The sequence below is a fragment of the Confluentibacter citreus genome (assembly GCF_002807055.1).
Classification (GTDB): domain Bacteria; phylum Bacteroidota; class Bacteroidia; order Flavobacteriales; family Flavobacteriaceae; genus Confluentibacter; species Confluentibacter citreus.
This window is the reverse complement of record NZ_NIXN01000001.1, coordinates 340538-352890: the sequence shown is the minus strand read 5'-3', so window position 1 is coordinate 352890 and position 12353 is coordinate 340538. Positions and strand designations below refer to the sequence as shown.

Sequence of the window (12353 nt, the reverse complement as noted above, 5' to 3'; positions counted from 1 at the left end):
TGTCAAGTTGAGTTTTAGGAGAAAATCAAGAGAGCAGATAATTCACTAATAATAAGCTTTAAACCAAAAAAGACCTTACATTTCTGTAAAGTCTTTTCTTTTTTTGCTCCCCCTCTTGGGCTCGAACCAAGGACCCTTTGATTAACAGTCAAATGCTCTAACCAACTGAGCTAAGGAGGAGTGTTACTTTTCGCTTTTGCGAGCGCAAATATATATATATTTTTATACTTTGCAATAGAAAAATCAAAAAAATATTAATTAAAAATAGCTTTAAAAATATCGTTTCCGTTAGCAAAAAGGACCAGGGCTATAAGTATAAAGAAACCAACCATTTGTGCATATTCCATAAACTTGTCTCCAGGTTTTCTACCTGATATCATTTCATATAATAAAAACATAACGTGTCCGCCATCTAAAGCCGGAATTGGCAATAGATTTAAAACAGCAAGCATGATAGATAAGAAAGCTGTAATAGACCAAAATGCCTGCCAGCTCCAAGTATCGGGAAAAATATCAAAAATGGCTTTAAAACCACCTACCCCTTTATAAGCTCCTGTACTTGGACTAAAAATTAATTTCAATTGTCCGAAATAAGAGGTAATCTGACCAATAAATTTATCATATCCAACACCAAAACTTTCAGCAAACGAATATTCTTTTTTCACAATATCAAAATAGCCTAATTCACTAAAACGTCTTGGGCTGTTAGCGGGGAAAATACCTAACTTACCATTTTTATCTACATACAATTCTCTGGATAGCGTTTCATTATCGCGTAAAACCGTGACAGTAACGGTTTGTCCTTTTAGTGAAGCTAAAACAGTAGAAAATTGATCAAAATATTTTATCTCATTCCCATTAACAGCCGTTATAACGTCTCTTTGTTTTAAATCTACACTTTTGTTTTTCGAACTGTCAATAACTTGGCCTACCATAAAGGGAACCCTAAGTTCAAATAAACTACGGTCTTTACTTGTAGAAAGTTGGCCCAAAAAGTCTTGTGGCAAATCAATGGTTTTTTCTACACCATCTCGCTCTATTGTTATTGATTTAGCAGCTAAAAAATTAGATTTTATATCAGATTCATTAACTACCTTAACGCCTCCAACAGCAACTACTTTATCGCCAGTTTTAAATCCTAAATCAATAAGTAATGGGTTTTCAACCCAATAACCATCCTTAATACTTGCGGCAGAAATATCTTCATCTCCATAACCATAGGCCATAAAAATGTAAATAATGAGCGCCAATACAAAATTAACACTAACACCGCCCAACATAATAATTAAACGCTGCCATGTAGGTTTAGAACGAAATTCCCAAGGTTGTGCTGGTTGTGCCATTTGCTCGGTGTCCATACTTTCATCGATCATCCCGGATATTTTCACATAGCCGCCTAATGGTAACCAGCCAATGCCATAAACGGTTTCGCCTATTTTCTTTTTAAACAAAGAAAACTTAACATCAAAAAACAAATAGAATTTTTCTACCCTTGTTTTAAACAATTTTGCAGGGATAAAATGTCCCAATTCATGAAGGACAATCAGCAAAGAAAGACTTAATAAAAACTGTGATATTTTAATAACAAATTCCATATATCTGCAATCGATTTTTTATAACCGCACAAAAGTAATCTTTTAAACCAACTTTAAAAAGCGAATTATAAATAGTGAGGTGTTTTAACAAGAAATTAAGCTATTATAGAATAGTGCATCTTTCAATTTCATTGTATTTTTGCATTAATTTAATTTTATCCATCTTAAATGTTATCGTTTTTTAAAGATTATAAAATTTTTGCTATTGTTTTTGGGGTTATTTCAATCATAATTGTGACCATAATTTATAACACGCTTAATGTTTATAGGCCTTTACCTGTGTATCAACCTGAAATGGTTACTCCGGAATTAGTAGACAGTACCATTCAAAGCCAAAGAAAATATCATAAAATAGCTGATTTTTCGCTTATTAATCAAAACGGTAAAACCATTACTCAAGACAATTATAAAGATAAAATCTATGTGGCCGATTTCTTTTTTACCACTTGCCAAACCATTTGCCCTATAATGACCAATAATATGGCCGATATTCAAAAAGAAATTATAAATGATAGTGAAGTCATGTTATTATCACACACCGTTACACCAGAAATAGATACTGTGGAGCAATTAAAACGCTATGCAAAGGAAAAAGGAGTTGATGATGCGAAGTGGAATTTAGTGACTGGTGATAAAAAACAGATTTATGAGCTGGCAAGGAAAAGCTATTTAGCAGTAAAAGACAATGGTGATGGGGGTGCTTTTGATATGATTCACACCGAAAATTTTATGCTAATCGATAAAAAGAAACAAATAAGAGGCTTTTATGATGGCACAAAATCTGAAGATATTGAACGCTTGCTTGACGATATTAAAATTCTTAAGGAAGAAAAGTAAGGTTTGTTGTTTAGTTGTATGTTGTTTATTCGTCAAGTTGTAAATTTTCTTATAGGCGATTTTTAGGCTTAGAAACTTTGCAACTCTTAAACTTTGTAACTATAAACTTTTACCTTACTTTTGCTTCTTTAAAATCAATCTAAATAAGCTTGCAAATTACAATAGCACATCTTAAACGTGGCGAACGCGGTATTATTACTGATGTTTCTTCAATTCACATACCTTTAAAGTTACTTGAAATGGGTTGCTTACCAGGTAATTATGTAGAACTCGTTCAGTTGGCACCGTTTAAAGATCCCATGTATTTAAATATAAATGGCACCCATTTAGCCATCAGAAAGGAAACGGCTTCTCATATCCTAATCGATAAAATTGAACTATGAGTAAGCAAATAAATGTGGCCTTAATTGGTAACCCAAATACGGGGAAAACATCTGTTTTTAACTCCTTAACAGGGCTTAATCAAAAAGTTGGTAATTACCCGGGCATTACGGTCGAAAAAAAACAAGGTGTTTGTAAATTACCTCGTGGCGTTAAGGCCCATATTATCGATTTACCTGGAACATACAGTTTAAATGCGTCTTCACTTGACGAAAGTGTAGTGATTGAGTTATTGCTTAATAAAAACGATAAAGATTTTCCTGATGTTGCGGTTGTGGTTAGTGATGTAGAAAATTTAAAACGAAACCTATTACTTTTTACTCAAATTAAAGATTTAGAGATACCAACGATTCTTGTCATTAACATGGCAGATAGAATGCGATATAAAGGTATTTCTTTGGATATTGATCATTTAGAAGAGCGCCTTAACACTAGAGTGGCTTTAATAAGTACTCGGAAAAATGAAGGCATTGATCATTTAAAAAATTTAATAACCAATTATAAAGACATATCTGTAACGCCTTGTTTAGATACGTCTGAAATTGATAAAGAATACTTTGATAATTTACGAAAAGCTTTCCCTAATCAACTTGTTTATAAGCTTTGGTTGGTTATTACGCAAGATGTTAACTTCGGAAAAATAGACAGAAATGAAATTGATGCCATAGCTAATTTTAAAACAAAAAGTAAAGCCGATTTAAAACGATTACAGCAAAAGGAAACTATTAAAAGATACCAATTTATAAATAGTGTTCTTAAAAACGGACAAACTATAGATGCTTCGCAAGCTAAGGATTTACGAACAAAATTAGATAGGGTTTTAACCCATAAAGTATGGGGTTATTTTATTTTCTTTATCATTTTACTTACCATTTTTCAAGCTATTTACGATTGGTCCAGTGTGCCTATGGATTTTATTGATAGCATTTTTGCTTCTTTAAGTGAATGGGTGAAAGATACATTGCCATCAGGCGTTTTTACTAATTTATTAGCAGAAGGTATCATTCCAGGTCTTGGAGGTATTGTGATTTTTATTCCACAGATAGCATTTTTGTTTTTATTTATTTCTGTTCTTGAGGAGAGTGGCTATATGAGTCGCGTTGTCTTTTTAATGGATAGAATTATGAGACGTTTTGGACTAAGCGGAAAAAGCGTAGTGCCACTTATTTCAGGTACAGCTTGTGCTATCCCGGCTATTATGGCAACGAGAAATATTGAAAGCTGGAAAGAACGTTTAATCACCATTTTGGTAACACCTTTTACAACGTGTTCTGCTAGGCTTCCAGTATATTTAATTATTATTTCTTTAGTGATTCCAGAAGGACGCTTTTTCGGGTTGGGCTATCAAGCACTAACACTCATGCTTTTGTATTTGATTGGATTTGGTGCAGCTATAATTTCTGCTTACATCTTAAACAAAATATTGAAGATTAAAAGCAAAACATTTTTTGTTATTGAGATGCCTAATTACAAGCTGCCGTTATTTAAAAATGTGGTGTTAACAGTTGTTGAAAAAACGAAATCATTTGTTTTTGGTGCAGGGAAAATAATTTTAGCGATTTCCATTTTACTTTGGGTGTTGGCGTCCTATGGTCCAGGTCCCGAATTCAATGATGCAGAGGCCATTGTGAAAAAAGAATACGCTTCCCAAAATTTAAGTGAAGATGAATTGCAACGTAAAATTTCGTCGCAAAAATTGGAATATTCGTTTATTGGTATCACTGGGCGTGCGATAGAACCTGCGATAAGACCCTTGGGTTACGATTGGAAAATAGGTATTGCCATCGTGAGTAGTTTTGCTGCTCGGGAAGTATTTGTGGGTACATTAGCAACTATTTATAGTGTAGGAAGTGATGAAGAAGAGACCATTAAAAATAGGATGGCTGGTGAAGTAAACCCTATTCTAGGCGGACCCTTATTTACGTTTGCATCCGGCGTTTCGCTACTGCTGTTTTATGCATTTGCGATGCAGTGCATGAGTACTTTGGCCATTGTTAAACGTGAAACAAACAGTTGGAAATGGCCTACGTTGCAATTGATAATTATGAGTAGTTTTGCTTATGTAGTAGCATTATTGGCGTTTCAATTATTAAAATAGTAATGAACTAAAAGGTTTACGACTAAATGGTAACTATGAATACTTTAATACAAAACATATTAGTTGTTATTGCATTAGTTTTCGCTATAATCTTTATAGTTAGAAAGTTTATTTGGAAACCAACCAAATCAAAAAAGGCTTGTGGAGGCGATGATGGTTGTGGCTGTCACTAATTGTTGAGTTTCTTTTTAGCAGCATTGACAACATTTTTAGAATTCCCAATAAAAATGTCATCATCACTAATAATGACCGGTCTGCTTAAAAACGTATAATGTTCCAAAATATAATGTTTATAATCGCGTTCGGTTAAATCCTGGTTTTTTAAATCCATTTCTTTGTAAAGATTCGACCGTTTACTGAAAAGCGCTTCATAACTGCCTGCTAATGCTTTCATGTCTTCTAGTTGCTTCACTGTAATCTCTTCATTTTTAATATCCTGTAAAATATAGTCTGCTGGAAGATTTAATTCCTTTAATATCCGAATGCATGTACTACAAGTTTTTAAATAGTATACCTTTTTCATTGTATGATTTTATCATTTTTCAAGATTGAAATCTAGAAAATTTAACCACAATATAAAAGAAATGATTCCATAAAAAAGTATATTTATCGAAAATTAATAAACAAAAATTCATGGATTTTATATTTGAAGTTTTACCAAATACTAGAAAATATTTAAAAGACGTATTAGAAAATAATTCGTTAGAAGATTTAAACAAAATTCCCCAAGGATTTAATAATAACATTATTTGGAACGTTGCGCACCTTATAGTGTCTCAGCAAATTCTTGTTTATAAATTATCTGGATTACCACTTATGGTGAGTGATGAGTTTGTTGAAAAATATAGAAAAGGTTCTAAACCAGAAGCTCCAGTAACACCATCTGAAGTTGAAGAAATTAAAGGATTGTTATTTACTCCAATTCAAAAGACCCAAGAGGATTATTTTAAAGGGGTGTTTAAAGAATATCAAGAATATATGGTTGTTACAACAGGTAATACGCTTAAAAATGTTGAAGATGCCCTTCAATTTACTGCTTTTCATGAAGGATTGCACATTGGTTACATCATGGCTTTATTGCGTGCTATTAAAATTTAAAAGGGCATTTATACTTTCAAAAGGGATGATAAACTCAATGATACCTTCTGAGTAAGCTGCTATTTCATAAGCATTATAAAGTAATACGGCGCCTTCGTCATTAAACCCTATGTTCTCAGGTAATTGGAATGATTGAGGATCAAAGAGAACATCTTTGTCTTCAATGGTATTTTCAAAATAGCGGTTTGCCAAAGCATTAAACTCATCCATATTTTTAAATAAATCTGAGTTTTTAATAAGCTTACCTGTTTTGGTGTCAAAATTTAAAAAGGAGATGGTTAAGTTTCCATGGGCGCCCCCTGTATATAAATAGGAGGTAAGGGATATACTTATTAATTCGGGCGATTGGTACATAACCTCGCCATCTATTTGTGCCTCCCAATCTTGGGTGGTATCCGGAAAATCGGCATCAAAACGATTGTATTCTTCATTAAAAGCATCAATACCTTCTTCAATGGTTTTTATCGATACAGGTTCAGAAGGGTCCAAACGGAGCATTTTTATAACATGATTGTTAACAACCGAATTTATGTTGTCAATAATACTTAAATCCCCAGTTGCGACAGGGATTATAACTTCAACCATTTTATTTTTGTCTGTAGTAAAACTAGATTCTTTAAAAACCAGCTTAGGGTCTTTTTTGCAAGAAAAAAGCAACAAAAAACAAAGTAGTGTTAAAATAAATTTTGTGTTGTACATGATAACCTTAAAGGTATGAATATTACTCTTGAGCACTATTAAAATTAAGTGGAATTTTTGCTAATAAAAGAATACTTAGGCTCTAGAGGTAAAGAATATATCCGAAATTAAGCCAAATAAGCCAATCGTTATATTTATTATAGTCTTTAAATTCGTGATTGAATCCATCGATCCAATCGCTAAAGTAGTATTGCCATCTTAGATCCAACATTAAATCTGAAAGCTTGGTAAGTTTGTAGCGAAATCCAACGCTGGTAACCAGAGACCAATTATTTCGTTGATCTAAATTAATGGGGTATTCTCTTTGTTGGCCATTAGGAACAGGGGGTAGATCAGCATCATCACTGTACCAAAAAGAATATATGTTATTTGGATTGTAAATATTTCCATCGCCATATGTGGTTGTTGCCTGGGGCGATGAAGATGTGTAATGAACACCCAAACTTACAAAAGGAGCAATTCTATATGCGAAGGCTTGAAACGAACGGATACTTAAGGGAAAATATTCCAGTTGCATACCGATATCAAAGTTTTCGGCGACTCCAGAATGCGCCCTAAGTTTATCGGCATTAGGACTGATTTTATCAGCCTCTACCCAAAAACCGTGATGATCTAGTTTGGTTTTATTCCAAGATACTTCACTTCGCAATTTAAAATGATCATTAAAATAGTTCTGAGTGGTATAACAATTACAGTCTGCACTGTAAGCAAAGTTTATATAGTGGATAATTCCAATACCAATTCCAGAATTTCCTATGTTAGTTCGTTCCTCAAATCTACCTCCAAAATCAGAACGAAATTGAACGGGACCAGCAATAGCCCCTACTTCATGGGAAAACCCTAATTGAGAGAAAGCAATGTGATTGAGAGAAAACAAACAAATAAATAAAGCTAAACGCTTAAAGTCAAGCATAATAAGTTTTTGTTTTTTAGGGCATTACCCGAACAAATATATAAAAAGTCATACTACAAACAAATTTAAATAATTTGGCTAGATAAGCTGTGAAAATACTGATTGTGAATTTCATAAATAAAAACTGTAATTTTTTAAATACGACGTATATTTGCACATAAAAATTACAAAATCAATAAAAGCAATATATTTTATACATATGAAAAAAATAGTTGAAGAGTTTTTAAATATTGTAAAAGAACGAAATGGTAATGAACCAGAGTTTTTACAAGCGGTTGAGGAAGTTGCGGAGACTGTGCTTCCTTACATTGTGCAAAACGATATTTATTATGGTAAAAACATTTTATTAAGAATGGTGGAGCCAGAACGTTCCATAACTTTTAGGGTTTGTTGGGTCGACGATTCTGGCGAGATTCAAGTTAATAGAGGTTATAGAATTCAAATGAATTCTGCCATAGGTCCTTATAAAGGGGGGTTGCGGTTTCATCCAACGGTTAACATGAGCATTTTAAAGTTTTTGGCATTCGAACAAGTGTTTAAAAACAGTTTAACCACATTGCCTATGGGTGGTGGAAAAGGAGGAAGTGATTTTGACCCTAAAGGAAAAAGTGATGGCGAAATCATGCGCTTTTGTCATTCATTTATGAGTGAGTTATTTAGGCACATTGGGCCAAACACAGATATTCCTGCCGGTGATATCGGTGTTGGAGCTAGAGAAGTTGGCTTCCTTTTTGGAATGTATAAAAAATTAAAAAATGAATTTACAGGTGTTTTAACAGGTAAAGGACTGTCTTGGGGCGGGTCATTAATCAGGCCTGAAGCAACAGGCTATGGGGCCGTTTATTTTGCCCAAAAAATGCTTGAAACTAAAGGGGAAGGCTTTAATGGAAAGCGAATTATTGTGTCTGGTTCGGGAAATGTCGCTCAATATGCTGTAGAGAAAAGTATTCAATTAGGCGCAAAAGTATTAACCATGTCTGATTCATCAGGATATATTTATGATTCTGAAGGTATAAATGCGGAAAAACTAGCTCTCATCATGCAGATTAAAAATGTAAAAAGGGGTAGAATAAGCGAATATTTGGAAACATATAAAAACGCCATGTTTGTGAAAGGAAAAACACCTTGGGAGGTAACCTGTGATATTGCATTACCATGTGCTACCCAAAATGAATTAACCGAAGCTGATGCCGAAATGTTGTTGAAGAATGGATGTATTTGCGTTGCAGAAGGCGCTAATATGCCCTCTACACTTGGTGCTGTTCATGTTTTTCAAGAAGCCAAAATTTTATATGCGCCAGGAAAAGCTTCTAACGCAGGCGGTGTAGCAACTTCTGGATTAGAGATGACTCAAAATTCATTAAGATATAATTGGACTAGAGAGGAAGTTGACTTAAAATTAAAGGAAATCATGTCTAATATTCATGATTCTTGTATTAAGTATGGTAAAGATGAAGATGGGTATGTGGACTATGTTAAGGGAGCCAACATTGCAGGGTTTGTTAAAGTAGCTGATGCCATGCTTGCTCAAGGAATCGTTTAAAAAATGATAAGCTAAATGTTATTAATAATCAAAAGCTTCCTATAAACTAGGAGGCTTTTTCATTTAAATTATATTATTTTAAAGTAAAATTCGTTATATATAAATATATTTGGGTGTAGAAAAACAACCTATGTTTAAAAGAGTTTTTGTCTTAGTAATTTACTTTTTTCCTTTTTTACATTTTGCCCAAGACTTTTCAAACTTATGGGAAGGGCATTTTTCTTTTTATGATATCAAAGATGTTGTAGAAAGCGATACTAAAATTTATGCTGCTGCCCAAAATGCCATTTTTAGTTATAATAAGCAAACTAGGGAGCTGGAGGAACTTACAACAATTCATGGATTATCGGGTGAAAGTATATCAACTATATACTATAGCGACATATATGAATTACTAATTATTGGTTATGAAAACGGTTTAATAGAAATAGCGTTTGATAATGATAACCAAGTCCTTACCATCAATGATATTGTAGATAAGGTAACCATACCACCCAATAATAAAAGAATAAATCATTTTAATGACTATCAAAACGTGGTTTACATATCTACAAATTATGGGGTTTCTGTTTTTGATTTAGACCGGTTGGAATTTGGGGATACATATTTTATTGGGAATTCCGGAACACAAATTCAAGTAAGCCAAACTACTATTATTGGAGACGAGATTTACGCCTCTTGTTTAGGTAACAATGGTATTAGAAAAGCTCAAGTTTCTAGTCCTAATTTAATAGATTATCAAAACTGGCAAACCATTGTGACGGGCAGTTTTTCAGCTATTGAAACTTTGGAAGACAAATTGTTCACCATACGAACCGATAATACTATTTTTCAAGTTACCAATAACACATTGTCTCCCTTATTTCAATATGCCAATCCGCCTGAAGATATTAGAGCGGTTAATGGTCATTTAATAGTTACCACAACAAACAATGTATTTGTTTACGACATTAATTTTAACTTGCTTTCACAAGCATCGGTTATACCATCTTTTAATACACAATTTACCTCGGGGACTATAGATTCTGAATATATTTATATAGGCACGAAAGACTTTGGTGTTTTGAAAACCTTGATATCAAGTCCTGTGGATTTTGAAGAAGTACATCCAGAAGGACCATTGCTTAACACGCCTTTTTCAATTCAGGCAACGCCCAATAATCTTTGGGTTACTTTTGGTGATTATGATATTTTTTTCAATCCGTATCCGTTAAATAGTCTTGGCTTTAGTCATTTAAATGGAGATGAATGGATTAACACACCTTATAGTGCGACTTTAAATGCTATGTGTTTAAATGCTATTTCCGTAAATCCTTTTAATAATAATCAAGTATTTATAAGTTCTTTTTTCAGTGGGCTTTTGGAAGTTAACGAAGAAGTTCCAACGATATTATACAATCAAACCAATAGCGATTTGGAATCTTTTGTTTTGCCATCAGACCCCAATTATGTGGATATAAGAGTGGGTCCTTCTAAATTTGACAGCGCAGGATTATTGTGGACGGTGACGAGTCAAATAGATAGACCATTAAAATCATATAACCCATCAACCAATCAATGGCAATCTTATAGTTTTGCAGATATTATACAGAGCAGAAACTTAGGCTATGGTGATATGGTTATTGGAGATGATGGTACTAAGTGGATTGCCAGTTACGAACATGGCTTTATTGGTTTTAAGGAAAACGGTAACAGTTTCCAGTTAAAAAAAACTTTTAGGGAAGAAGACAATATGCCGTCACAATACGTTACAGCATTAGCTTTGGATAAGAGAAACCAGCTTTGGGTTGGGACTTTTAGAGGTTTAAGGGTGCTTTACAATACAACGAGTTTTTTTGAAGATGATGATGTAAGCGTTGATGAGGTTATTATTTCTGAAGACGGGATTGCCAAAGAACTTCTTTTTCAACAAATAATCACAGATATTGAAGTTGATGGTTCCAATAACAAATGGATTGGAACGGTAAGTTCTGGGATTTTTTATTTGTCTTCTGATGGACAAAATACCATCTTTCATTTTACAACAGACAATTCCCCGTTGCCATCCAATGAAATAACCGATGTTTCCATAGACCAAACCAACGGTACGGTTTACATTGCAACAAGCAAAGGATTGGTGTCGTTTCGTTCCGGAAGTTCAGGAACACAGGAAACATTACAAGCAGCCCATGTGTACCCAAATCCGGTAAGACCAACATTTAATATCACCGAAGATCGTGTAAAAATCAAAGATATCTCTGAAAATATCAACATTAAAATCACTGATATTGAAGGCAATCTAGTAGCCGAGGCACAATCAAGAATTAATTTAAGGTACAGAGGTTATAATTTGGAAATTGATGGCGGTACAGCCTATTGGAATGGTAAAAACCTTGCCAATAATGTGGTGAGATCTGGCGTATATCTGGTCATGTTATCAGATTTAGATACGTTTGAAACTAAAGTGCTAAAACTAATGGTGGTTAGGTAATGTTAGTATCAACAAATGCCATTGTTATTTCCAAATTAAAGTATGGCGATAGCGATCTGATTGTAAAATGTTATACACAACATCATGGCATGTTGAGTTTTTTATTAAGAGGTGTTCTAAAAAGTAAAAAAGGGGCGGTTCAAACAGCGTATTTTCAACTGCTTTCCCAATTAACCATGGTGGTAGATTACAAAACCAACCGTTCCCTGCATACCATAAAAGAAGTTAAATTAAATCATCTATATAGTAGTTTACACTCTAATGTTGTGAAAAGTGCGGTCGTTATGTTTTTGTCTGAAGTACTGTCAAGCACTTTAAAAGAAGAAGAACAAAACGACATCCTTTTCAGTTATTTGGAAAACACGTTATTGTGGTTCGATTCCCATGAAGAGTATGCCAATTTTCATTTGCTGTTTTTATTAAAGCTCACAAAATATTTAGGGTTTTATCCAGAAGTTAACAATCTGGAATACGATTATTTTAATCTTCAAGATGGCAAATTTGAATTCAAGCCGTCTAGCAAATATGCCGTTTCTGGCGAAAATTTGACTCTTTTGAAAACACTATTAAACACTGGTTTTGATGATTTATCTGAAGTCAAAATAAACTCGAAACAAAGGCAATCATTTTTAAATATGGTATTACTTTATTTTGAATTGCACTTAGGAAGTTTTAAAACACCTAAATCGCTACAGGTTTTTAATCAGGTTTTTAGTTAA

At 33.5% G+C, this 12353-nt stretch carries 12 protein-coding genes and 1 tRNA gene; 8 read left to right on the top strand and 5 right to left on the bottom strand.

All coding sequences use genetic code 11. The features are described from left to right. Positions 1-106 precede the first annotated feature (106 nt). Positions 107-180: transfer RNA gene (locus tag CDH49_RS01515), tRNA-Asn, on the bottom strand. 74 nt (positions 181-254) lie between these two features. Next, entirely contained in the window at positions 255-1595 is a 1341-nt protein-coding gene (gene rseP / locus CDH49_RS01510; RefSeq protein ID WP_100613543.1) for an RIP metalloprotease RseP, read from the bottom strand. Between the two features lie 168 nt (positions 1596-1763). Here rseP and CDH49_RS01505 point away from each other — a divergent pair, with 168 nt between their 5' ends. From CDH49_RS01505 to CDH49_RS01490, 4 genes are all read left to right on the top strand, one after another. Continuing rightward, on the top strand, positions 1764-2432 hold the full coding sequence (locus tag CDH49_RS01505) for an SCO family protein (RefSeq protein ID WP_100613542.1): 669 nt from the start codon (positions 1764-1766) through the stop codon (positions 2430-2432). Positions 2433-2581: 149 nt separating this feature from the next. Then, entirely contained in the window at positions 2582-2815 is a 234-nt protein-coding gene (locus tag CDH49_RS01500; RefSeq protein WP_100613541.1) for a FeoA family protein, read from the top strand. Continuing rightward, complete coding sequence (feoB, locus tag CDH49_RS01495; protein WP_100613540.1) at positions 2812-4911, top strand: ferrous iron transport protein B; 2100 nt, start codon at positions 2812-2814, stop codon at positions 4909-4911. The genes CDH49_RS01500 and feoB overlap by 4 nt, the downstream gene beginning before the upstream one ends. 26 nt (positions 4912-4937) lie before the next feature. Then, entirely contained in the window at positions 4938-5084 is a 147-nt protein-coding gene (locus CDH49_RS01490; protein WP_317044362.1) for a FeoB-associated Cys-rich membrane protein, read from the top strand. On the opposite strand, the gene CDH49_RS01485 is transcribed toward CDH49_RS01490, so the two are convergent. Beyond that, positions 5081-5434, bottom strand: coding sequence for an arsenate reductase family protein (locus CDH49_RS01485; protein ID WP_100613539.1), 354 nt, complete (start codon positions 5432-5434; stop codon positions 5081-5083). The two genes, CDH49_RS01490 and CDH49_RS01485, sit on opposite strands and share 4 nt — an antisense overlap. Positions 5435-5544: 110 nt before the next feature. Here CDH49_RS01485 and CDH49_RS01480 point away from each other — a divergent pair, with 110 nt between their 5' ends. Beyond that, complete coding sequence (locus tag CDH49_RS01480; RefSeq protein ID WP_100613538.1) at positions 5545-6009, top strand: DinB family protein; 465 nt, start codon at positions 5545-5547, stop codon at positions 6007-6009. Here CDH49_RS01480 and CDH49_RS01475 read toward each other — a convergent pair. Both CDH49_RS01475 and CDH49_RS01470 read right to left on the bottom strand, forming a co-directional pair. Continuing rightward, positions 5986-6594 (bottom strand): DUF3298 and DUF4163 domain-containing protein, encoded by a 609-nt coding sequence (locus CDH49_RS01475; protein WP_239970538.1) that lies wholly within the window; start codon positions 6592-6594, stop codon positions 5986-5988. The two genes, CDH49_RS01480 and CDH49_RS01475, sit on opposite strands and share 24 nt — an antisense overlap. A 196-nt stretch (positions 6595-6790) precedes the next feature. Next, complete coding sequence (locus tag CDH49_RS01470) at positions 6791-7621, bottom strand: THC0290_0291 family protein (RefSeq protein ID WP_100613536.1); 831 nt, start codon at positions 7619-7621, stop codon at positions 6791-6793. A 199-nt stretch (positions 7622-7820) separates the two neighbouring features. Between CDH49_RS01470 and gdhA the strand changes: the two genes are divergently transcribed. From gdhA to recO, 3 genes are all read left to right on the top strand, one after another. Continuing rightward, positions 7821-9164 (top strand): NADP-specific glutamate dehydrogenase, encoded by a 1344-nt coding sequence (gdhA, locus tag CDH49_RS01465; protein ID WP_100613535.1) that lies wholly within the window; start codon positions 7821-7823, stop codon positions 9162-9164. 130 nt (positions 9165-9294) lie between these two features. After that, positions 9295-11634: a type IX secretion system anionic LPS delivery protein PorZ gene (gene porZ / locus CDH49_RS01460; RefSeq protein ID WP_100614442.1), complete on the top strand. Its 2340-nt coding sequence runs from the start codon at positions 9295-9297 to the stop codon at positions 11632-11634. Then, a complete protein-coding gene (gene recO, locus CDH49_RS01455; protein ID WP_100613534.1) occupies positions 11634-12353 on the top strand; it encodes a DNA repair protein RecO in 720 nt (239 codons plus the stop codon). Before porZ ends, recO begins: the two co-directional genes overlap by 1 nt.

Bases quoted from the DNA above. Each gene is read 5' to 3' on its own strand.
- rseP (WP_100613543.1), bottom strand. From the start codon at position 1,595: ATGGAATTTGTTATTAAAATATCACAGTTTTTATTAAGTCTTTCTTTG.
- CDH49_RS01505 (WP_100613542.1), top strand. From the start codon at position 1,764: ATGTTATCGTTTTTTAAAGATTATAAAATTTTTGCTATTGTTTTTGGG.
- feoB (WP_100613540.1), top strand. From the start codon at position 2,812: ATGAGTAAGCAAATAAATGTGGCCTTAATTGGTAACCCAAATACGGGG.
- CDH49_RS01490 (WP_317044362.1), top strand. From the start codon at position 4,938: ATGGTAACTATGAATACTTTAATACAAAACATATTAGTTGTTATTGCA.
- CDH49_RS01485 (WP_100613539.1), bottom strand. From the start codon at position 5,434: ATGAAAAAGGTATACTATTTAAAAACTTGTAGTACATGCATTCGGATA.
- CDH49_RS01480 (WP_100613538.1), top strand. From the start codon at position 5,545: ATGGATTTTATATTTGAAGTTTTACCAAATACTAGAAAATATTTAAAA.
- CDH49_RS01475 (WP_239970538.1), bottom strand. From the start codon at position 6,594: ATGGTTGAAGTTATAATCCCTGTCGCAACTGGGGATTTAAGTATTATT.
- CDH49_RS01470 (WP_100613536.1), bottom strand. From the start codon at position 7,621: ATGCTTGACTTTAAGCGTTTAGCTTTATTTATTTGTTTGTTTTCTCTC.
- gdhA (WP_100613535.1), top strand. From the start codon at position 7,821: ATGAAAAAAATAGTTGAAGAGTTTTTAAATATTGTAAAAGAACGAAAT.
- porZ (WP_100614442.1), top strand. From the start codon at position 9,295: ATGTTTAAAAGAGTTTTTGTCTTAGTAATTTACTTTTTTCCTTTTTTA.
- recO (WP_100613534.1), top strand. From the start codon at position 11,634: ATGTTAGTATCAACAAATGCCATTGTTATTTCCAAATTAAAGTATGGC.